This is a genomic window from Clostridium sp. Marseille-P7770, from assembly GCF_902143525.1.
Classification (GTDB): domain Bacteria; phylum Bacillota; class Clostridia; order Lachnospirales; family Lachnospiraceae; genus Pilosibacter.
Map to the genome: position 1 here is coordinate 45,766 of NZ_CABFVC010000005.1, position 22,530 is coordinate 68,295.

The window sequence follows — 22,530 nt, forward strand, 5'->3', positions numbered from 1 at the left end:
ACACACAGCAAAGGTCTTTTAATCGTTTTTTCCTCCTGCGATATAATCGTAGTTTCGTTCAAACACCGTGCTCAACGGGATCTGGTCCCGGAACACATCGTCCTGGGACCCGTTGATCCGGATCTGCACACGGCTCACCGTGGAAAGTTCCGCGAGGGAATCCACGATGGAATAGATCGGAATGTATGCCGCCACATCCAGACTGCTGTTCAGGAATGCCGCATCAAAGTTGATCGAGCAGACGGAATCGTTGACGGACACATTCAAAAGCTTTACATCCGACGGGATCGTCGCGTAATGGCCGAGCTCCTGCGGTCCCTCGATCAGCTGCTCCACGATCAGACGTTCCAGAGAAGTATTGCTGTTTTGCATGACTTCCCGTTTTTCTTCCACCAGCTGATCCCCTGTCTCGTTGGCAAAATACAGCGTCAGCTCGGTCCGCTCGAAGGAGTTGACATCCCGGATACTGTCCACGAAATCTGACGCCGACAACATCCCGACCGGGTTTCCGGCTGCATCCGTGATTGGCTGCTCTGCACAGTAGATACTCAGATACTCGATCCCCGGGATCTGGGTCAGCGTCTTTGTGAGAGCCGCCCGGCACAGGATCTCCTGCACGGAATTCATCAGCGCATAATTGGCATCCGCGTACAGGTACAGAACATTTCCTTCGATCCGGTAGGTGATCTTTTCGATCCGCTCCGGCAGCGCTCTCTGACAATCGAGATCCGCCGGAACATTTCCCATCTTATCGAGCAGCTCCCGCACCAGCGCGTCTGTATCCGCCGTTTCCGTCCGGTACTCACTCCCGACAAGCTGGATCCCGGATGCGTTTAAATAGTAGATCGTATAGGCATTTCCGCTCTGCTCCACAGCTTTTTCCCCTGTACAGCCGCTCAAAGCAAACAGAAGTGCGAAGAGGAGAAAAAATGCCCGAATCTTCAACAATTTCTTCATTTTTCCCTCCTACGGAATATAGATGAGCGGGATCCGCACCATGAAGGTGCTTCCCTCTCCCTCGACGCTGTCCACCCGGATCGCGCCGTGATGCATCAGGACCACGCTTCTCGTGATCGCGAGTCCGAGGCCGGTACCTCCGGTCTCCCGGGACCGCGCCTTGTCCACGCGGTAAAAACGCTCAAAAACTCTTTCCTTAAATTCCGCAGGGATCCCGATCCCGGAATCTGCCACTTTCAGATAGAAGAACTTATGGTCAGCATCCAGCGTTACCCGGACCCAGCCATCTTCTTTGTTATACTTGACCGCATTCTCCACAAGATTGTTTATCGCCAGTGAGAACTTCACCTCATCGATATCCGCCGTGACATCGCGCTTACTCTCAAAGATCAGCTCAATGTTCCTTTTTCTGGCGATCGGGCGCAGGCGCTTTAAGACCATCTCGATCAGTCCGTTGATCTGGACCTGCGTGCAGGAAAGCTCCGAGGATGCCTTGTCCATCCGCACAAGAGTCAGAAGATCATCGATGATCTTGCTCTCCCGGTCGATTTCGTCCGAAATATCATGCATAAATTCCTGGTAAAGCTCCTTCGGCGCGTCCTCCATTCCCATCAGGGAATCCGCCAGGACACGGATCGACGTGATCGGGGTCTTGAGCTCATGGGAGACATTGGAAACAAATTCCTGCCTCGACTGATCCACAGCCTTTAGCTTCTCCAGCGTCTTATTGATCGTCCCGGAGATCTGCTTCGTCTCCCGGTATGCTTCCTCGTTGACATCCTCATCCAGATTTCCGTCACCCGCGCGCCGGATCGACGCGATCAGCGTTCCGAACGGCTTCATGATCAGGTGAACTGACAGGATTGTCACGATCAGTACGATGACGAAGATCATCATCTCGTACAGGGATGCCTTATCTTTCAGGCTCTCCTCCAGGCTGTACATGCTCTCCGTGGACGCGGTAACGATCATCACTCCGGCTGTCTTTCCCGTCGTGATCGTTCCCGTCTCCTGCTCAAATTCCGGGATCGGGATTGCCAGGACGAAGTAATGCTTCAGACTGTCGTACCGGCTCGTGTTCTCTCCCTGGAAGCACCGGATCACCTCGTCCGAGATCAGCGTCTTTCCGTCAGAGATCGCGAACGTATCCTCAACGATCTTAAAGCCGGAATTTACGATCAGGATCCGCCCGCTGAAGATATCCGACAGGAGCGATAATTCTGTGTCGATGGCCGCATTATCCAGCGCGGAGTTTGTGAGGTATCCGCTTCTCGACATCTTATTGCTCAGGATCTGACACTGGTTCTGGACATCGATGATCCTGCGCTCCACCTGCTCCTGCCGCGAGGAACTGGCGAGGATCCGGCTCTCCACGAGGAGCGGGATCATGCAGAATAAAACAGTCAGGATGATCAGAGGAAGTTTGACGCTCGGCGTATGTTTCCGGTAGATCTCCCGGATCCGTTCCCTAATTTTTCTCATGTTCCTCTTCCATCTTTCTTGTTGCCGTCAGCGCAAGGCTGCCCGGTCCGATATGGCAGGCAATGCTCAGGGAAAGCGGTGCCAGATAGATATCTGCGTCCGGGAAGCGCTCTTCCATTTCCTTCTTAAACTCCAGAGCCGCCTCCTCGTTGTCCGAATGGGCGATCGCAAGGTGGCAGTCTTTGCACTCACTGTCATGAAGTCTCTCATCCAGCTCTTTCTGGATCGCATTCATCATCAGTGTCTTCGCCTGCTTCATCGTGCGGGCCTTTGCAAAGGAATCCAGCTTTTCTCCCAGGATGATCAGGACCGGCTTGATCCTTAAAAGTGTGCCGAGAGCCGCGGCCGCCGGTGTGATGCGTCCGCCTTTTTTCAGGTATTTCAGGGTGTCCACCGTGACAAAGATCACGGAATCAGCCGCTGTCTCCTCCAGGCGCTTTTTGATCTGTGCGCCGTCCATTCCCATATCTGCCAGCATCATCGCGTCCTTCACGGACTGATACTGGGTCACGGAGATCCGGTGATTATCAACGACAAATACCTTTCCCTCGTACTCGTCCTCTCCCGCCAGCATCATTGCAGTCGCGCAGGATCCGGAAAGTCCGGCGGACATCGGGATGTGGACGATCTGATCATACTCTTTTAACAGTTCATCCCACAGTTTCATGATGGAGTCCGGTGTCGGCTGTGAGGTCGAGATATCGGAATTGTCCTTCAGCCTCTGATAAAACTGCTCCTGGGTCAGTGTAATATCCTCATAATACGTTTCTCCATCTATCATAAACGGCATCGGCAGGACCGTGATCCCCATCTCTTTTGCCTGTGCCTGGGTGATCCCGCTGTTGCTGTCTGTAACAACTGCGATCTTCATACAAAATTTCCCCTTTCTGTTTCTCTTCGTCCGTTACTGTATCATACGGATTTTTCCATTCAGAAAATTCCTATCTTTGAAAAGTAACCCTGTCCCGCTGCGTTTTTTCTTTTCTTCCACGCAGACAGACCTTCTTCTTATTTTAACCGATTTCCTATATAAATGGAAGTCCAAAACTACCCAAACTGTGGACGAATATTCAAAAATATGATATGCTGAGCAGTAAGCGAGTGAAAAACATGCTTGCATGTTTGGCACGAGCGGCGAAGCCGATTACGGCAGCTGCGCAGCAGCGCTTAGCACGAAGTGCGAGCCGTAATATGTTTGAGCAGTAAGTGAGTGAAAAACATGCTTGCATGTTTGGCACTTTATTTTAAATTCTGGAGGGAAAGGTTATGCCTTATTGTCCGAAATGTGATATGGAATTTGTTGAGGGGATCAAGGTCTGCAGCGACTGCGGCGGTCCTCTCGTGGAATCAAAAGAAGTCGCTGACGCGATGAAACAGAAAGAAAAAGAAGAACAGCTTGCCGTCATGGCGCAGGAGATGGATCCGTTCTCCGGTGAGATGGCCAAAGCAGAAGACGCGGATCCCGACGAAATCTCTTCCGCCAAAAAGAAGCCGGCTGACGAGATCGTCCATGCCTACGTCGATAAAGGGCAGCGCTACGAGGACATGAGCTCCTCCGCATCCGCATTTTTCCTGGTCGGCGGGGTTCTCGCCGTGGGAGCCGCGCTCTGCCTTCTCGGCGTCTTCCATCTCCCGATGGAGGGATTCCAGAAATACATCTTTGAGGGGGCACTTGTCATTCTCGCCGTCGCCAGCCTTGTCGTCGCCGTCTCCTCAAGGAAACGCGCCGCCGAGTTAAAAGTGGAAGCCGACGACGAAAAACGGGAGACTCAGGAGATCATCGACTGGTTCTTAAAGAATTATTCCGCAAAAGAACTCGATGAGCAGCTCTTGATGGAAGATCCGGATCTTTCCGGTGAAGAGCTGAGTCTCAAGCGCTTCGAGCTGATCCAGGATTTCCTGATCACCGGCCGCGATATTCCGGACCAGGCCTACGCAGATTCGCTGTGTGAGATGCTGTACGCGAAGCTGTATGATGAGTAATTTTCCATTAGACAAAAAGGACTGTCTGGCTGATAATTTTTCAGTCAGACAGTTCTTTTATTTGTTACTTTTCATGGTAGGAATTTTCTGAACTGAAAATTCCATATGATACAGTTCTGGCCGCGGATTTCCTACCTGTCTTTTTCACCATTTTCGGATATGACTCGTCACACGCTCTGCTCTACTCAAATTTCACGATTTCCTTCTTTAACCTCATCATGATCTTCTTCTCGAGCCGCGAAATATAGGACTGCGAGATTCCCATGAGATCCGCCACCTCCTTCTGGGTCATCTCCGCCCCGTCCTGGCGCTTTAGGCCGTAGCGCAGCTCCACGATCTTCCGCTCTCTCGGACTCAGCCGGCTCACCGCATTTTTGAGGAGATCCTTTTCCACCTCGTCCTCCATATCCTTGTAGATCACATCCTCATCGGTGCCAAGGATATCCGATAAGAGCAGCTCATTTCCATCCCAGTCCACGTTTAACGGCTCATCGATGGAGACCTCCAGCTTCATCTTGCTGGTTCTCCTGAGATACATGAGGATCTCATTCTCGATACATCTGGACGCGTAAGTCGCCAGCTTGATATTCTTCGTCGGATTGAACGTATTGATCGCCTTGATGAGACCGATCGTCCCGATAGAGATCAGGTCTTCGACCCCGACGCTCGTGTTCTCAAATTTCTTTGCTATGTAAACGACCAGACGTAGATTATGTTCGATCAGCTCTGATTTTGCCTCTTTTTCCTCCTCCGTTCCAAACTTATTTAACGCCTCCGTCTCCTCCTTCAAGGACAGCGGTGCCGGGAGGATATCCGCGCCTCCGATGTAATGGATCTCCCCGCGCTCCGGCCGGATCATTGTCCGGAATCCCATCACTTTTTTTAACCGAAACCGGTTTGGCATAGAAATTCTCATGATCATACTCATTTTCTCCCTTTCATAACTTATCAGTGAAAAGACTTTCCGGCAGGATCATCGTAAAATCTTTTCTGAAAAACAGCGGTTCCTTCGAGACAGCCACGACCGGCCTGTCAATCCGGACACTCCTGTTTTCTCCGTCCATGATCTCCATCCGGTCGAACAGGATCCCCGGAAGCATTCCGCTTTTTGTCCCTACCGCCCGGTACGGGATCATCAGGACGCCTGCCGGCTCGCTCCCAAACTCTTTCGCATCTGCCGCTGCGATAATGCTGACCGGCTTTCCCGTCACAGGTTCCACGAGACGGTTCCCGGAATCCTCCATCGCGGTAAACTCCTTCGATCTTCCGTTCAGGAAAAGTCGGACCTGATACCTCATTTTTCCGATCACCGGCCGCTTCACGAGCGCCTCCGCAAAGAAGCGGACTCCCGCACAGAAAAATCCCATAAACAGAAGACTTTTCCACCCGGTGAGAAAGCAGCGCTCCCGCAAGACCGCAAGACCGCTCTGCAGGATCCCCGCTGACAAGACCAGCAGCCCAAGCTCCTTTCCCCTTTGAAAGAACGCTTTTTTCCATCCGGACACTCTTTTTAGGGGAAGCGCAGCCGTTATAATCAAAAAACCGTTTATCAGAACTTTTCCGCTTTCCCAGAAAATCCAGGCCGCCAGGCTTCTTCCCGTAATCCGTGCTGCGATTCCTGACAGCTCAAGGCAGGAAACTGCGGTCCCGCAAAGTCCGCCTGCAATTCCCGCCGCCAAAAGCCGGAAAACAGAAATCTTCTTTCTCCCGAGCACCGCCGCCAGCCACAGGATCAAGACATCCCGGTACGCCTCTTCCAGAAAAAAGAGATCGGCGTACCATTCATATTCCACCGGGATTCCCCCTTTCCGCATTCCGGACCGTCAAAGACCGCCCATACTGCGTCAGACAGGATTTTCAGTTCCGATCATCCGTCCCCGAAATCCTGATATCGTTTTCCAACAGTATACCTGTCTTCCTCTCCGGAATTTGTCAAAGCGGGGACGCGAACCCTGGAAACTCATCGAGTTCTTCCAACAGGTTCTTCCCTGTTTTTTCGTAAAAATTGGAAATTTTCGCTGATATTTGCAGGATCTGTGAAAACAGAAGAAAAAAAGAATGCGGATCCAGACATTTTCCTGTCGGGATCCGCGATGAATTTTTATGGAAGTGATGTATAAAATCTCAGGCATGCTGTGCCTTTTAGCTTCATAGAAAGTTCCATCGGAATTTTCTATGAAACCAAAAAGACCCGGGAAGATTTCTCTCCCTGGGTCCTCATATGTTCATCCTTACTGTTTTTAAGCAGCTTGTCCGTTCTCAGGATCTTATCTGCGGTTCTTTAAGAAATCCGGGATGTTGATCTGAGTCTCGCCGCGCTGTGCCGGACGGTAAACCGGTGCGTTTCCGGTCGGAATATTGTACTTCGGAGCAGACTCTGTTGTAGCTGCTGCCTCAGACGGAACTTTTACGGTCGGAGCAGTTCTCTGGATCGGAGCCTGCTGAGCCGGAACTTTTGTCTTATAGTTTGTAAAGTCCTTCATTGCGCGCTCAACCGGTGTGTTTGCGCCGTGAGCATCAAGACCTGTCGCGATAACAGTGATCGTTACCTCGTCCTCTGCGTTCTCATCGTACATTGCGCCGAAGATGATGTTTGCATCATCACCTGCGAGCTCCTGAACATAACCGGCAGCCTCGTTTGCCTCGATCAAGCTGATATCACCGGAAATGTTGATGATCACGTGGGAAGCGCCCTCGATCGTTGTCTCAAGAAGCGGGCTGGATACAGCCTGTTTTACAGCCTCGAGTGCCTTCTCGTCGCCCTTCGCCTTGCCGATACCGATATGTGCGATGCCCTTGTCTGTCATTACAGTCTGAACATCTGCGAAGTCAAGATTGATAAGACCCGGAACGTTGATCAGATCTGTGATTCCCTGTACAGCCTGAAGAAGGACCTCATCGGCTTTCTTTAATGCATCCGGCATGGTTGTCCGTCTGTCAACGATCTCAAGGAGACGGTCGTTCGGGATTACGATCAGAGTGTCAACTGCGTTCTTTAAGTTCTCGATTCCCTTTAACGCGTTGTTCATTCTCTGTCTTGCTTCAAAACGGAACGGCTTTGTTACAACGCCGACTGTCAGAATTCCCATATCTTTCGCGATCTGAGCGATCACCGGAGCTGCACCGGTACCGGTTCCGCCGCCCATACCACAGGTAACGAATACCATATCGGCTCCCTTTAATGCCTGGGAGATCTCCTCCTGGCTCTCCTCGGCTGCCTTCTCACCGATCTCCGGTTTTGCACCGGCGCCAAGTCCTTTTGTGAGCTTCTCACCGATCTGCATAGCAGTCGGAGCTTTACAGAACTGAAGCGCCTGTTTATCTGTGTTGATACCGATAAACTCAACGCCCATAATATTTTCTTCTACCATGCGGTTTACCGCGTTATTTCCGGCGCCACCGACACCGATCACAAGAATTCTTGCGGCATTCTCTGCCTCGTTTATCTTAATCTCTAACAAGAATGTCTCCTCCTTTAATATCTATCAATCTATTATATCTTCATTAGCATGGCATAAAAATCCCAAGTTAATCTAACATATATCATATTTGATTTTTTGAAAAATATCAACCTTTAATTTATGGTTTTTTGATGGTTTTTTTTAGTTTTTCTTCACGAAACGGTATGTCGGGCTGGAATTCGTCTCATCGTAAGTATCCAGATACAAAGTACCGGAGAGACCGGAAAGTTCCGGCATGATATCATGAAGTTCCGCGATCTTTCCGTCGAGGCTGTCAGAGTTCCCGAGTTCCACCGTAATATCTCCCATCACAAGCTCCGCCTCTTTGTAGCTGCTGTAATTGATCCTGTCCACCTGGATGCCGCTGACGTTTAGTACCTGCGTCAGATTTAAGATCTCTCCGAAGATATCCTGATCCGCCACAGGAAGCGGCTGGTGCAGGACGATATGTCCGAACTCCAGTCCGGTGATCACCGGAACTCCCGGAAGCTGTTCAGAAGAACTCTCAACGATGATCCCGTCCTTATCAAAGTACATATAGCTGCTCATATAGGAAACGCAGCCCACAACGCTCTTCTCGAAAACAACGACCTCCACCTTCGTGGGACTCTTGAAATTGATCTTGTATTCCTCGATGAACGGAATGGACTTATGTTCCTTAAACCGGTTCTGATAGTAGCAGAACGCAGAATTTCTCGACCATTTCCCGTCAAACAAAAGCGACTCGATCTGTTCCTTTGTATATTGTTTGTTGCCGCTCACTTCCACATCCTTGATGCGGACCGAAAAGATGAGGACGAGAAGAATGATGAGAATTCCCAGAATCACCCCGAGAATGATCCCCTTCTTTCTTCCGCCTCTCCTATGATACATTCCAAAACCGCTGCTGCTCCTTCTCCCGAAATGGATCCCGAAGCCGCGCCTTCCAAAACCAAGTCCTCTTCTTCTAAATAACATTCCTCTCACCCGTTATCTGCCTGATCGCAGCCTGCTGTACCGGGAAGTATTTCCGGTACACAGCCGCCGCATGATCTCTTTTTCTTAAAGAATATTCTCTTCAATGTCCGCTCCCAGTATTCTGAGATCTCTTCCGATATCTTCATATCCGCGCTTTAAGTGTCCCCGGTCCGAGACCACGCTGAGTCCGTCTGCCGACAGAGCTGCGACGAGAAGCGCTGCTCCGCCGCGAAGATCCGGTGTCTCGACAACTCCGGGAAGAAGCGGATATCTTCCTTTTATTATGGCTGTATCTCCGTGAACCGATACATCGGCTCCAAAAGACGCAAGACGCACCGCCGCCTCGAATCTCGCCTCGTATACGGTCTCCCGGATCTGGCTCTCCCCGGTTCCCGACGCCTCCGCCGCGAGAAAGACCGACTGCAGATCCGTCGGAAATCCCGGATACGGTCCGGTATCGATCGTGATCCCGGCCGGGCGCCGTTCCATCACCATGCGGATCCTCGCCTTCGGACCGGCTGCCCCGAAGATCCGGAGTCCGGCCCCCATTTTCCGAAGTGCCTTTAACGGTTCCACCAGGACGACCGGCTCCACTCCGGTGATCTCGATCTCGCCGCCGGATGCCGCTGCCGCCACCAGGTATGTCCCGGCGCAGATCCTGTCTCCCGCTGTCACATGGTTTGTCGGAAAGAGCTTTTCCACTCCAGTCACCGTGATGGTCCCGGTCCGCTCCCCGCTGATCTTCGCTCCCATGGACCGCAAAAATCCGCAGAGTTCCGCGATCTCCGGCTCCCGCGCACAGTTGAGGAGTTTCGTCGTACCGGACGCCAGCACAGCAGCCATCACCGCATTCTCCGTCGCCCCGACACTCGGATATGGAAAACGGAATGTTGTTCCGCAAAACGTTTCCGCCTTTGCAATCAGCATTCCGCCATCATCAAGTATCTCTGCTCCCATTGCCCGGAGCACATCCAGATGAAAATCGATCGGACGTTTTCCGATCACGCAGCCGCCCGGATACCAGGTCGTCACCTCCCCGCCTCTGGAAAGCAGCGGTCCTAAGAGCAGACTGGAAGACCTCATCTTCCCCACTGTCTCCTTCGGGATCACTGTCCCCGAAAGCCCTGAGGCATCGATCATAAGAACATCATCCTCAAAGATCACCCGGCATCCCAGGTCTCTGATGATCTCCGCCATGAGGAACACGTCCGAGATTCTCGGAACATTCCAGATCTCGGTGCATCCTTCCGTGAGGAGACTCGCCGCCATCATCGGCAGTACTGCATTTTTTGAACCCTGGATCTTTATTTTTCCACGCAGAGGCCTGAGCCCCTGAACTTTATATACCTGCAAACCGATTCCCCCGCATATGCCGCTATAAAACAGTATATGCGGAAAAATATTTTTTGTTCCTGTTCTGCGCCTTACATTTTCAGGACGCTTACGCCTGTTCCAGCCGGATCCGGTTGGACACGCTCAGGACCATTCCCATTTCCACCATCAAAAAAAGGACCGACGTACCTCCGTAACTGATAAACGGAAGTGTGATACCTGTGTTCGGGATCACGTTGGTAACAACGGCGATGTTTAAGACAACCTGGATCGCGATATGCGCCAGGACGCCTGTCACCAGCATCGCACCGAACAGATCCGGCGCGTTTCCCGCAATGACAAGGAAACGGTACAGCATGAAGAGGAACATGAAGATCACGGCGATCGCGCCGAAAAGTCCCAGCTCCTCACAGATCACTGCAAAGATCATATCATTCTGCGGCTCCGGAAGGAAACTTAATTTCTGGATACTCTGTCCGAGCCCCTTTCCGAGAAGTCCGCCGGAACCGATCGCATAAAGTCCCTGTAAGACCTGATATCCGCCGGACTTCGGGTATGCCTCCGGATTTTTCCATACCAGGATTCTGCTCAGCTGGTAGGAGTGAAGGATTCCCGCTTTCTCCATGGCGATGGCCACAGGGGGGGCGAATGCGATCACGACGATCAGCACCACCACGACCAATATAAACGGCCATTTTCTCTTGCATGCGACAAACATCATCACAAAAGCGATCCCGCAGATGATGATACCGGAACTCAGGTTGTTCAGCATGACAAAGAGTGCCAGCGGTCCGAGCAGCACCGCAAGCATTCCCCACACGCGCCATTCATTGATCCGTTTTCCAAGTCTCGTGATGACAACCGCAAGAAACAGGATCATCACGATCTTTACGAGCTCTGCAGGCTGGAAACGCAGAGATCTTGTTCCCAGCCATCTTTTTTTACCGTTTACTGCGATTCCCAGCGGAGTAAAGGTTACGAGGAATTCGCAGATGTAGGATACGACCACTGCCGGAACGGCAAACTTCGCAAAAAAGTGGTAGTCGATCTTTGAGATGATGAGCATCATGATGAATCCCACAACGGCGATTCCTCCCTGACGTATCATATAGTAGGTGGACGGCTGCCCGCTCACCTGCGCATTGTACGCACTGGAGCTGTAGATCATGATCAGTCCGAATGCCGTCAGGAAGATGATGACCACAAGAAGGTCATAATCATAGAAGCGGCGGGCTTTCTTTTTCCGTCTTTCCTCTTCCTGTTCGGGCTCTCCCCGCATCTGCATCTGCTGTCTGCGGAGCATCTCCTGCCTCTCCTGCATTTCCTGGCGCTGCTGCATCAGAAGCTGTTCCCGGCGCTGTCCTTCCTGCTGGCGTTTCGCCCGTTCTCTTTCGATCTGCTGGCGCTCCACCTGCTTTCCGGACATCTGCTGGCGCTGCATTTGCTGACGTTTTGCCTGCTGGCGCTGTACCGCCTGTCTCTGTGCCTGTGCCCTGCCGCCGGCTTTTCGAACCTTTTTTCGAGCCACGCTAAGCCTCCATTACAGGGCGTTGACGCATTCCTTAAAGATCCGTCCACGCTCCTCAAAGTTCTTGAACATTCCCCAGCTGGCGCATGCCGGGGAGAGCAGCACATAATCGCCTGCATTTGCGTAGGAAGCACATACCTGAACAGCTTCCTGCATATCTTCCGCGTACATGATATCGGTGATACCATGTTTCTTCGCGCACTCAGCGATCTTATCTCTCGTCTGACCGATGAGAACGAGATAGCGGACTTTTCCGTCAAAACTCTCGATCCACTCGTCGTACTCGGAATGCTTATCATATCCGCCCGCGATCAGAAGTGTCGGTCCCGGCATCGCCTTGATAGCCTGGATCGCTGCATCCGGGTTTGTTCCCTTGGAGTCGTTATAATAAGTAACGCCGAAACGTTCTCTCACATACTCAATCCTGTGCTCGACTGCCTTGAATTCCTTGCACGCCTCGCGGATCATATCCATCGGGACACCTAAACGGATCGCGATCGCAACAGCTGTCATCACATTCTCATGGTTATGTCTTCCGATGATATTTAATTCGTTGACGTCAAGGACTTTCTCGCTCTTTCCGTCATGACGATAGATGATGAGATCGCCGTCCATGAAGATGCCCTCGTCGAGCTTCTCCTTGCTGCTGAAGTAGAGGACCTTGCACTTTAAGGTCTTTCCGAACTCTCTGAGGACCGGATCCTCGTAGTTTAATACGCAGGTATCTTCCTCTGTCTGATTTCTTGTAATTCCTTCCTTTACCTGAATATAGCATTCCATCGTCTTATGGCGGTCCAGGTGGTCCGGAGTGATGTTTGTGATCGCGGACACGTTCGGATGGAAGTCCATGATCGTCTCGAGCTGGAAGCTGGAAACCTCAGCGACTGTCACGGACTCATCGGTTGTCTCGAGTGCGTGGGCAGTATACGGATCTCCGATATTTCCTACTACGAATACGCTCTTATAAAACTTCTTCATGATCTCTCCGGTGAGCGCTGTCGTCGTTGTCTTTCCGTTTGTGCCTGTGATCGCGGCAAGTTTTCCCTTTGAGCAGTGGTAAGCGAGCTCGATCTCACTCCAGATCGGGATCTTCGCCTCATCGATCACCGCAACGAACGGTGCCTCGAGCGGGATGCCCGGGCTGATCACGCATAACTCTACCCCTGCAAGATCTGTCTTTTTCAGTTCTCCGAGAACGATGGTCACTTTCGCGCCTTCGTCAAATTTTGCTTTCAGTTTTTCTTCGGAAAGTTTCTCATTTCCATCATAAAGGACCACTTCGCCGCCCTGGGCAAGCAGAAGTTTTGCTGCGGAAATACCGCTGATCCCTGTTCCTGCAACTAATACTTTCTGTGACATGGTTTCTCCTCCTATATGTTTATAATCCCAGATAGGCAACCAGACAAAGGATTGCCGTAATGATCGAGAATACTGCGACAACTCTCGTCTCTGACCATCCGCAAAGCTCAAAGTGATGGTGGATCGGAGCCATCTTGAAGATCCTCTTTCCGCCGGTCTTTTTAAAGTATGTGACCTGGATGATCACGGAAAGGACCTCCACCAGGTAGATCAGACCGACAAGTGCGATAAAGATCGGCATCTGCATCATGAACGCGCTGGATGCCACGAAACCGCCGAGAGCCAGGGAACCTGTATCTCCCATAAAGACCTTCGCCGGATATACGTTGAACAGTAAAAATCCCAACAGACTTCCGACTACCGCACCGGTGATCGGGCTGATCCCGCTGTCCTCGCCGATCGCGACCACTGTAAAGAAGGTCGCTACGAGGATCGTCACGCTCGTGCAGAGTCCGTCGAGTCCATCCGTAAAGTTTACGCCGTTGTCTGTACCGAGAACGATAAAGAATACCGCCGGGACAAACAGCCAGCCGAGATTCAGATAATATCCGTTCTCAAATCCGCCGGTGAACGGGATCAGCATTCCTGTTCCCACATCCCCGGAGGTCATCAGATAATAGGTGAAGATCCCGGTAATGATAAACTGACCGATGAGTTTCTGGATCGGATTCAGTCCTTCCGACCGCTTCATGACGATTTTGATGTAGTCGTCCAGGAAACCGATGATCCCGAATCCGACTGTCACGAACAGGATCGGAATGATCCTCGGATAGCTCTTGATATAGAATAAGGATGTGATCACGGTCGCCGTGAGAATAATGAGTCCTCCCATTGTCGGAGTTCCCTGTTTCTTTAAATGGCTCTGCGGACCGTCATCGCGGACCTGCTGCCCGAATTTCAGGCGGTGAAGGAAAGGGATCACCACCGGGCAGAGCGCCGCGCTGATCGCAAAGGCGATAATGATCGCCAGGATTGTCTCATTTACCATACTGAACCTCATATTTCCAGTTGCACCTCATACTTCCTATGTAAATATCGCGGGACCGGCCTGTTTTTCATCACATTTTCCGGTCTGCCGCGTAAATAGTATACGTCCTTTTCTCTTAATAATCAATCGAAATTTGTATCTGTTCCGTACCTTCACGCCCACGCGCAAAAATTCATTCCAGATCGGCAGGATCCACTCTTTCCACATCCAGATACGGCAGGATATTTGAAAAGATATCCGCGATCACCGGAGCCGCGATCGTGCCGCCGTAATAGATCCCCACCGGCTCATCGATCGTGATCAAGGCAATCACCTGAGGATCATCCGCCGGCGCGAAACCCAGGAAAGAAGAAATATACTTCTTTAAGCTTCTCGGGAGCTTTTCAGATGTCGCCGTCTTTCCGCCGATCCGGTATTCCGGGAGCTTTGCTCGTTTTCCGCTACCCTCCGCTACCACCTGCTCTAAAATATAGCGCATGGTCTCACTCGTGGATCCCGATACGACACCGGTCCTTTCCGGGTAGGAAAATGTCCTGTAAAACATCCCGTCCGTGCTCTCCGCGCTGACCGCGAAGTGCGGTGTGATCCGCCTTCCCCCGTTTATGATGGAGGAGGCCGTCGTGATGAGCTGGATGGGTGTGATCTGGAAAGACTGACCGAAGGAAACCGTCGCAAGTTCGACTAACCCCATATTTTCCTTTTTATGCATGATCGTCGCCGCCTCGCCCGGAAGATCGATCCCGGTCTTTCCGAGAAGTCCGAACTGTTCAAAATAGTGGTAGAACGAATCCACGCCGAGTCTCTGTCCCACGTCGATGAATACCGGATTGCAGGAATTCATCGCGCCCTGGAGGAATGTCTCCGCACCATGTCCGCCGACTTTATGGCAGCGGATCTTCCGGTCCTCCACGATCCGGAATCCCGGACAGGAAAATTTATCGTCCAGATGGACCACTCCGGCCTCAAGTCCGGCAGCGGCTGTGATGATCTTAAATGTGGATCCCGGCTCATACGTATCGTTGATACAGCGGTTCCTCCACATTTTGTTCCGCGCATCCTGAAGCTCTGTCCCTGTGAGTCCGCTGCTTTCCCCGCTCAATGAAAACGGGTCGTTCAGGTCAAATTCCGGCGCATTCACCATCGCGTAGATCTCTCCGTTCTGAGGATTCATGATGATGATGGAGACCGCCTTTGCACCTTTTTTCTCCATGACCTGGTATGCAGCCTGCTCCGCGTACTTCTGGATATTCACATCCAGACTCACGGTCAGGGTATTTCCGGGGATCGGTTCCACCCGCTCCTCCGCGGCATTTTGAAGTTCTGTCCCTTTCGCGTCTGAGAGTGTCAGGATCAGACCGTCCTGTCCCTTCAGATATTTCTCGTACATGACTTCCAGACCGATGATCCCCTGATTGTCCGCCCCTGTAAATCCAAGAACTTTGGATGCGAGACTTCCGTAAGGATAATAGCGCCTGTAGTCCTCATCGACTTTTACGCCGGAAAGTCCGAGATTCATGATCTCGTCCCCCACCGACTTTTCCACATTCGTCCGGATGATCTCCCTGGAAGACCACTTTTCCACTTTTTTCCGGACTTCCTCCTCGGAAAGATCCAGTATCCGCGCAAGCTCCCGGATCACTTTCTCCGGCTCCTTCACCTGATTGTGGATCACGGACACCGTGCAGACCGTCCGGTTCGCCGCGATCACGGTCCCGTTCCGGTCCACGATCTCACCCCTGGCGGCCTTGATGGTCCGCTCCCGCTCATGGAGCGCATCCGCCATTTTGCTGTAATGATCCGATCTTGCGATCATCAGGAACCCCAGCTGTCCGCATAAGCCTGTCATCAGGAGCGCCGAGATCACAAAAACGACCAGGATTTTTTTCCTGTGATATGTCAGAAATTCCGCCATCTCCAAAACTTTCAATAAAAAGTCTTGGTAACTAATATACGGGACTTCCCGTTTTATCATGCGCAAAAATCCATGTTCTCAGCTTCCGGTCTGCATTTTCCTCTTTCCCGTTCGATCCGCTACATCGCAAGGAATCCGGCCAGAGCCCGTTTCGCCCCGGTAAGTCTCTCCTCAAACTGCGGATAAAAATCCTCTTCTTTTTTATAAGGAGACAGGTAAAACTGCCGGATCAGATACAGGCTGATCGTCTTCGCAGCCTGTCCGGACGTATCTTTCCCGATCACGCGCTCCAGATCCTTTAAAAAATAATGCCAGGTACAGACAAAAGCGTCATAGCGCTTTGGCTCCGGCATATCGATCCATTTCCTGACTTTTACTTTGGCGCGGGTCTCCTTCGCGCACTCGTAGACCTGTAAAAAATAGCGGAATCCGCCGTCCTCATAGATCCTTCCGAGAGGAAACAGTCGGCAGATCCCCGGACGGTACGCATGGATCGTGCATCGTCCATTTGCGTCCAGAAAAGAACAGGTCTCTTCCTCACCGCTCATTTTAAGGTTCGGGAGAATGATCCCGTCCACCACATTTAACTCCAGCGGTCCCGCCAAAAGCGCCTCAAACGTTTTTCCGGTCCCGGCTGTCATGCGGTACGCGTCAAAAGGATCGAGGACCACGGAGGTCCCCATCCCGGTACAGCAGGCGTGGCAGCCCTCGCACCCGGCGCAGTCCGCCTTCACCATATCATCCAGGCCATAGAGTTTTCCGTCGGAAACCTCTGCCATATCCATCTCTCTGTTCATCGTCTTCTCCCCATGTGGCAAAACACGCTCCGCGCATTTCCCCATTATTGTGACAGCAGCCAGAGCCCTGCGCATTGCGCGGACTCCGGCTTATCGTTTGCGTAATTTCATGCAGCAGGCATAAGCTGACCGGTCTTCACCGGAATTACTGTGCAGCCTGCGTCGTCTCCATCGTCTCTTCCGCTCCGTCCTGCACTGTCTCCGTCTCCTGAACGGCTTCCATGCTCTGGGCTTCCGCTGTGCCCGCATCTGAACCATCGGAAGTATCCGCCGGCATATCATCCGGCAGCCCGAGACCGTCATCAAACGGGACCACTTCATCCTGCGGTGTTGTCTCCTGCGGGATCACATTTCCGTCAGCGTCCGTCGGCGCTTCTGTCTCCGCCTCAGTCTCTCCTGTTCCGGGCTCCAGTCCGCCTTCATTGTTGTTCGTGATCCCCTCACTCTGGTCCGCGAGACTTGCGTCCTCCGCCGCGGTATCCGTATCCGGGAACACATTCAGGTAAGGAAGAGCCTCCGTCATGATCTTCTGGAAAACCTCTGTAGCGAATGTACTGTGCGCCTGCTCTTTTCCCGGAAGGTTCGGGGTATCGATGACCACATATAAAAGAAGCTGCGGATCATCCGCTGGTGCAAAGCCGCAGAAAGATACGAGATAGTTGTGTGCGGAACGCGGAAGCTTCTCCGCTGTTCCTGTCTTTCCGCCGACCTTATATCCGGCAACACGTCCCGCTTTTCCGGTTCCTTCCTCGTCATCGACGGTCATGAACAGTGCATGACGGATAAATTCGCTGGTGGACTCGGATACCGTCTCCCGAACCAGGTTCGGCTCGATCTTTCTGACGACTGATCCCTGATCATTCACGATCTGTTTTACCACATGCGGTTCATAGTAGGAACCGCCATTGATGACAGAGGCGAATGCCGCTGCCATCTGGATCATCGTGCAGTTATAACTCTGTCCAAAAGAGTTTACCGCAAGGTCCGTCGGTCCCATATTGTCGGAATTGTAGATCAGTCCGTACGCCTCACCCGGAAGATCGATCCCGGTCTTCTGGCCCATACCAAACAGTTTCTGATACTTCGCAAAACGCTGGATTCCAAGTTTCGACGCGATCTGCATCATGACATCGTTGCAGGATTTCATCAGGGACTGCTCTACCGTGAGGATCCCGTGTCCATAGATGCTGACACATTTGATCCTGTATCCGCCGACATCCTGTCCGCCGTCACAGAGGAATGTATCGTTTTGTCCGATCACGCCCTCCTCCAGACCGGCTGCAACTGTCATCGGCTTCGCCGGGGAACCCGGCTCATAGGTATCGTTTACACAGTAGTTTCTCCACATCTGGTTCCAGGCATCCATCCTGCCTTCATCCGTCATGGCAGCGATCTCCTCCTGGGAGTAGGCGCTGCTCAGATCTCTCGGATTATTCAGGTCGAATCTCCTGTTGGAGGACATGGCAAGGATCTCGCCGTTTCTCGGGTCCATGGCGATGACAGCCGCGGTCTTGCTTCCGATCCCGCTCATCCACTCATCGATATATTTTTCCACGATGCGCTGGATGTTCACGTCGATGGTGGAAACGATCGTGTTTCCGTTCTCGGCGGACTTGATGACCTTCTCCATGTTGGCCTCATCATCCAGATAGCCGTACTCTCTTCCGTTTGTTCCTGTCAGCTGGTCGTTGTAATACTGCTCGATCCCGCCGCTTCCCTGTTTTCCGTTATCATAGGAAAAGCCGATCACATTGCAGGCCAGCGTGTTGTACGGGTAAAATCTCCGGTACTCATCCTCAAACCAGACACCTTTGACCTTCTTTCCGCTGTCATCCTTCGACTTTGCGTAGGCATCGTTCAGTTCCTTCTTCTTTGCCTCGAATTCTTCCTTCTTATCCGCGGAGATCTGCTTCTCATACGGCACATAGTAGGAATTCTCGTTTGCGGAGATCACAGCCATCAGGTCCGCCCGGTCGTACCCGAACACCTCGCAGAGGGCGGACACCGTCGGCTCCAGATAGTTATCCTTATCCTGGTTGATCTGATTCGGGTCGAGGATCAGGTTGTAGACCTTCTCGCTCGTCGCCAGATACGTTCCGTTTCTGTCCACGATATCACCGCGGCGGTACGGGATCGTCCGGCTGTCGTAGGAGGAATGCTGGTTCAATACGATCTGGGTGTAGTCTGCGTTTTTATCCTTGATCATCCGGTATAAAACAACGACAAGACCAAACAAAGCCAGCGTCGTTACGAGAACCGTAACCGCCAGCTTTTCTTTCATACTCATGGTAAAAACTCTTTTATTATTACCGTTCCGGGATGTCTTCATACTGTCTTACATACTCGCTTTCCGTCTTATTGTATAAGCGGACCTGGTCCTTATTGGCATAAACCATTCCCAGCTCCTCTGTTGCTACCTTATACACATAATCCAAGTCCACCGATGTGTTGATCCTTGTAAGAAGGGCGTCATTGTCCCCTTTCAGCTTTTCAATGCTCTCCTCAAGGCTTTCAATGTGATTCAGCCTCGCCGTCACGGAAGACTGGAGCTTTAAATAGCTCACACAGATATACAGCGTGCAGATCATAGCCGCTGTCAGCAGTAATACGGAAAAAAGATTCATCTGAAGCGCTTTTTCCTGATTTCTCCGAACTGTAACGGTATGGGATGAATTCCGTTTCTTCTGCTTTCTTCTTTCCTGCCCCTCATACTGCGGAGCATGCTCGATCTTGCGGACAGTATTTCCCTCTACATATTCGGTTGCCTGTGGGGCTCTTCTCCATCTCCTTGCTGCCATACCATCACTTCCTTTCTAAAAATGGCTGTAACTGCTCAGTATCTTCACAGTTATATAGGATTCTTCTTTTGCGATGCTCTCTGGCTTCTCTCAAACACACGAAGCTTCGAGCTCTTTGATCTTCTGTTCTCTTCCAGTTCCTCTTCCGACGGGACGATCGGTTTTCTCGTCACGACACGGCCTTTGCTCTTTCTTCCGCATACGCACACCGGGAAGTCCGGCGGGCAGATACATGGATTTTCATTGGTGCGGAATCTCGTCTTTACGATCCTGTCCTCCAGAGAGTGGAACGTAATGATCGAGAGGCGTCCACCCGGATTTAAGAGATCGATCATCGTGTCAATGGAATCGTTCAAGACATCCAGCTCATGGTTCAGTTCGATGCGGATCGCCTGGAATGTCCGTTTTGCCGGATGTCCGCCCTCTGCGCGGATCTTTGCAGGGATCGCACCGCGGATGATCTCCGCGAGCTGCAGTGTCGTCTCGATCGGGTGGATCTCCCGCTCTCTCACGATATGCTTCGCGATATTCTTCGCAAAGCGATCCTCACCGTAATCGCGGATGATCTTATACAGCTCCATCTCGCTGTATCCGTTTACGATGTCCGCTGCTGTCTTATCGTTTCTCTGGTCCATTCTCATGTCCAACGGGGCATCCTCCCGGTAGGAGAATCCACGGTCCGCCGTGTCTAACTGGTAGGAAGACACGCCAAGATCCAGGTAAATGCCGTCCACCTTTTCGATTCCAAGGTTAAAGAGCACTTCCCGGATATTTTTGTAGTTGCTTCTGACGATCGTCACTTTATCTTTAAATGGGAGAAGGCGCTCTGTCGCAGCCGCGATCGCGTCCGCGTCCTGATCGATCCCGATCAGGCGTCCGTTTTCGCCAAGTCTCCTCGATACTTCGTATGCATGTCCTCCGCCGCCCAGTGTTCCGTCCACGTAAATCCCGTCCGGTTTTACGTTCAGACTGTCGACAGTCTCCATCAGCAGGACTGATTTGTGTTCAAAAATCATATGCCAAGACCTTCCATATTTTCTGCAATTTCTTCCATGTCATCATAGACATTCTTCTCGTTCCAGACTGCCTTATTCCAGATCTCGATCCGGCTTCCGACGCCAACTAAGACAACGTCTTTTTCCAGATGTGCGAATTCTCTTAAAACAGAAGGGATCAGGATCCTTCCCTGCCTGTCCACCTCGCAGGCGCAGGCTCCTGCCAGGAAAAATCTTGAAAACTTTCTGGCATTGGCATTCGTAAGAGGAAGTGCGTGGAGTTTTTCTTCAAAGGATTTCCATTCGGAATTTTCGTACACGAAGAGACACCCGTCCAATCCCTTTGTCACAACGAACTCATCGCCCAGCTGCTCACGGAATTTAGAAGGGACGATCAGACGACCTTTTGCATCGATTGTGTGACTGTACTCCCCTATGAACATGACTCTCCCCGTTGGACGGCGACTGTTTTTTATCCACCGATCCACCATTTTAAACCACTTTTATCCACTTTCCACCACTTCTAATGTAATCTTAGTACATTTACTTTAAAATAGCAAGGAATTTTTCACTTTTTCGTGTATAAAAGGAGGTGCGCTTTTTTAGTTATCCATATGCCGGGGAAACGGTGTAAAACCGGACATTTTCAGAGTTTTCCACAGAAAAGATCCCATATGTGCCGGATATAACTGCGCCGGATCCCTCTGCCTGTGACTGATTTCACACCTAAGCAAAGGAATTTTCCTGATGAAATGAAAAAAGCTGCCCATCCGGACAGCTTTTTTCATTTCATCAGGTGTATATTCGATTTTTATGTACTGCGGACTTTAATATCCCGCATCCATATACTCTTCGATCAGCCGGTCAAGCTCCACACTATACCGGTAGATCAGATCATATGCCTCTTTTCCATCAATGCTTCCGTTCAGGCGTTTTCTCGCCTCTTCGATCCGATTTACCAGTTCTTCCCTGCTCTCCATATCAGTTTGCTCCCTTTCTCTGGGCGAACGCTTTTCTCCTGTGGTAGATCAGTACCACAAGAGATACCGTCGCCAGCACAACAGATAACGCCTGGGATACCGCAATCCCGGTACCCGGTATCAGGAGAGAATCCGTCCGCAGGCCTTCGATCCATGTTCTTCCGATCCCGTATCCGGCAAGATAGATACAAAGCATTTCCCCCGTGAACGTTTTCCGTTTGCGGAACCAGAGCATAAACATCAGAAGTCCGAAATTCCACAGTGATTCATAGAGGAACGTCGGATGGACCTGAATGTACTCGATCCCGTTGTCAAGGATCAGATGGTCGAGGAGGTTCTGTGAGATCATGCTTTCATTCACGATACTACGTTTGAGCCGCATGGCAAACAGACAGTCCGTATAACGGCCAAAGGCCTCGCAGTTCACAAAGTTTCCCCATCGTCCGATCATCTGTCCGGTTACAAGTCCGAGGCAGGCGCTGTCTGCCATGGACAAAAAGGAAAGATGGCGTTTTTTCGTAAATACGAGCAGCGTCAGGATCCCGGCGATCACTCCCCCGTAGATCGCAAGTCCGCCTTTCCTTAAATTCACGATCTCCAGCAGGTGGTCTTTGTAATATCCCCACTGAAAGAAAACATAGTAGATCCGCGCTCCGATGATGGAAAAGATAATCCCGTAGAGTGCGAAATCAACATAAATATCCGGATCCTGTCCCCTGCGCTTCGCGTCGGACTGGGCGACCAGAAGTCCCATGATCATACCGATCCCGATGATCAGCCCGTAGTATGCGAAGGAGATCCCTCCGATCGAAAAGCTCTTCACCATATGCGGGATCGTGATCCCGAGGTGAACGAAGCTTACATCTGCTCCTGTCATATCGTATTTTTTCTCCTTTATTTCTTTGGTGAGTTTTATTTTACTCCGAAAACATGCAAAAAGCAAACAGATTCGCCAGACAGTCCTCATGTTTATTCGACAAAAGTTGACGATTCCTGTGGAA

20 protein-coding genes are annotated in these 22,530 nt (G+C 51.4%); 1 reads left to right on the forward strand and 19 read right to left on the reverse strand.

What is annotated here, in order from left to right; genetic code table 11:
• Positions 1-18 precede the first annotated feature (18 nt).
• Genes FN001_RS12955 through FN001_RS12965 form a run of 3 tightly spaced genes read right to left on the reverse strand, consistent with a single transcriptional unit; the run spans position 19 to position 3,310 of the window.
• Positions 19-957 (reverse strand): GerMN domain-containing protein, encoded by a 939-nt coding sequence (locus tag FN001_RS12955; protein WP_142412125.1) that lies wholly within the window; start codon positions 955-957, stop codon positions 19-21.
• A gap of 9 nt (positions 958-966) precedes the next feature.
• Entirely contained in the window at positions 967-2,439 is a 1,473-nt protein-coding gene (locus FN001_RS12960; RefSeq protein WP_182426580.1) for a sensor histidine kinase, read from the reverse strand.
• Complete coding sequence (locus FN001_RS12965; protein ID WP_142412126.1) at positions 2,426-3,310, reverse strand: DegV family protein; 885 nt, start codon at positions 3,308-3,310, stop codon at positions 2,426-2,428. Before FN001_RS12965 ends, FN001_RS12960 begins: the two co-directional genes overlap by 14 nt.
• 395 nt (positions 3,311-3,705) lie before the next feature.
• Here FN001_RS12965 and FN001_RS12970 point away from each other — a divergent pair, with 395 nt between their 5' ends.
• A complete protein-coding gene (locus FN001_RS12970) occupies positions 3,706-4,422 on the forward strand; it encodes a hypothetical protein (RefSeq protein WP_142412127.1) in 717 nt (238 codons plus the stop codon).
• A gap of 181 nt (positions 4,423-4,603) precedes the next feature.
• Here the strand turns inward: FN001_RS12970 and sigE are convergent, their stop codons facing one another.
• The 16 genes from sigE to lgt all read right to left on the reverse strand — a co-directional run bounded on the left by sigE (position 4,604) and on the right by lgt (position 22,406).
• Complete coding sequence (sigE, locus tag FN001_RS12975) at positions 4,604-5,344, reverse strand: RNA polymerase sporulation sigma factor SigE (RefSeq protein ID WP_142412128.1); 741 nt, start codon at positions 5,342-5,344, stop codon at positions 4,604-4,606.
• A gap of 16 nt (positions 5,345-5,360) precedes the next feature.
• On the reverse strand, positions 5,361-6,215 hold the full coding sequence (locus tag FN001_RS12980) for a sigma-E processing peptidase SpoIIGA (protein ID WP_185911938.1): 855 nt from the start codon (positions 6,213-6,215) through the stop codon (positions 5,361-5,363).
• 474 nt (positions 6,216-6,689) lie between these two features.
• A complete protein-coding gene (gene ftsZ / locus FN001_RS12985) occupies positions 6,690-7,883 on the reverse strand; it encodes a cell division protein FtsZ (protein ID WP_118515276.1) in 1,194 nt (397 codons plus the stop codon).
• Positions 7,884-8,024: 141 nt separating this feature from the next.
• Positions 8,025-8,840 carry a cell division protein FtsQ/DivIB gene (locus FN001_RS12990; RefSeq protein ID WP_346011271.1) on the reverse strand — a complete coding sequence of 272 codons (816 nt, stop codon included), beginning with the start codon at positions 8,838-8,840 and terminating at the stop codon, positions 8,025-8,027.
• A gap of 84 nt (positions 8,841-8,924) precedes the next feature.
• Positions 8,925-10,193 (reverse strand): UDP-N-acetylglucosamine 1-carboxyvinyltransferase, encoded by a 1,269-nt coding sequence (gene murA / locus FN001_RS12995; protein ID WP_142412130.1) that lies wholly within the window; start codon positions 10,191-10,193, stop codon positions 8,925-8,927.
• An 88-nt stretch (positions 10,194-10,281) separates the two neighbouring features.
• Positions 10,282-11,700 (reverse strand): FtsW/RodA/SpoVE family cell cycle protein, encoded by a 1,419-nt coding sequence (locus FN001_RS13000; protein WP_486463520.1) that lies wholly within the window; start codon positions 11,698-11,700, stop codon positions 10,282-10,284.
• Between the two features lie 12 nt (positions 11,701-11,712).
• Positions 11,713-13,059, reverse strand: a complete 1,347-nt coding sequence (gene murD, locus FN001_RS13005; RefSeq protein ID WP_142412131.1) for a UDP-N-acetylmuramoyl-L-alanine--D-glutamate ligase — start codon at positions 13,057-13,059, stop codon at positions 11,713-11,715.
• 19 nt (positions 13,060-13,078) lie between these two features.
• The gene (gene mraY, locus FN001_RS13010; RefSeq protein WP_118299008.1) at positions 13,079-14,047 is read right to left on the reverse strand and encodes a phospho-N-acetylmuramoyl-pentapeptide-transferase; all 969 of its coding nucleotides are present in this window, start codon (positions 14,045-14,047) and stop codon (positions 13,079-13,081) included.
• A gap of 172 nt (positions 14,048-14,219) precedes the next feature.
• The gene (locus tag FN001_RS13015) at positions 14,220-15,959 is read right to left on the reverse strand and encodes a peptidoglycan D,D-transpeptidase FtsI family protein (RefSeq protein ID WP_142412132.1); all 1,740 of its coding nucleotides are present in this window, start codon (positions 15,957-15,959) and stop codon (positions 14,220-14,222) included.
• Between the two features lie 119 nt (positions 15,960-16,078).
• Complete coding sequence (locus FN001_RS13020) at positions 16,079-16,756, reverse strand: YkgJ family cysteine cluster protein (RefSeq protein ID WP_118299006.1); 678 nt, start codon at positions 16,754-16,756, stop codon at positions 16,079-16,081.
• 145 nt (positions 16,757-16,901) lie between these two features.
• Complete coding sequence (locus tag FN001_RS13025; RefSeq protein ID WP_486463521.1) at positions 16,902-19,043, reverse strand: peptidoglycan D,D-transpeptidase FtsI family protein; 2,142 nt, start codon at positions 19,041-19,043, stop codon at positions 16,902-16,904.
• Between the two features lie 19 nt (positions 19,044-19,062).
• Positions 19,063-19,554 carry a septum formation initiator family protein gene (locus tag FN001_RS13030; RefSeq protein WP_142412134.1) on the reverse strand — a complete coding sequence of 164 codons (492 nt, stop codon included), beginning with the start codon at positions 19,552-19,554 and terminating at the stop codon, positions 19,063-19,065.
• Positions 19,555-19,604: 50 nt separating this feature from the next.
• Entirely contained in the window at positions 19,605-20,570 is a 966-nt protein-coding gene (rsmH, locus tag FN001_RS13035; RefSeq protein ID WP_142412135.1) for a 16S rRNA (cytosine(1402)-N(4))-methyltransferase RsmH, read from the reverse strand.
• Complete coding sequence (mraZ, locus tag FN001_RS13040) at positions 20,567-20,992, reverse strand: division/cell wall cluster transcriptional repressor MraZ (RefSeq protein ID WP_118322480.1); 426 nt, start codon at positions 20,990-20,992, stop codon at positions 20,567-20,569. Before mraZ ends, rsmH begins: the two co-directional genes overlap by 4 nt.
• Before the next feature lie 384 nt (positions 20,993-21,376).
• Positions 21,377-21,529 (reverse strand): aspartyl-phosphate phosphatase Spo0E family protein, encoded by a 153-nt coding sequence (locus tag FN001_RS13045; protein ID WP_118530749.1) that lies wholly within the window; start codon positions 21,527-21,529, stop codon positions 21,377-21,379.
• A gap of 1 nt (position 21,530) precedes the next feature.
• Complete coding sequence (lgt, locus tag FN001_RS13050; RefSeq protein WP_118322479.1) at positions 21,531-22,406, reverse strand: prolipoprotein diacylglyceryl transferase; 876 nt, start codon at positions 22,404-22,406, stop codon at positions 21,531-21,533.
• Positions 22,407-22,530 lie beyond the last annotated feature (124 nt).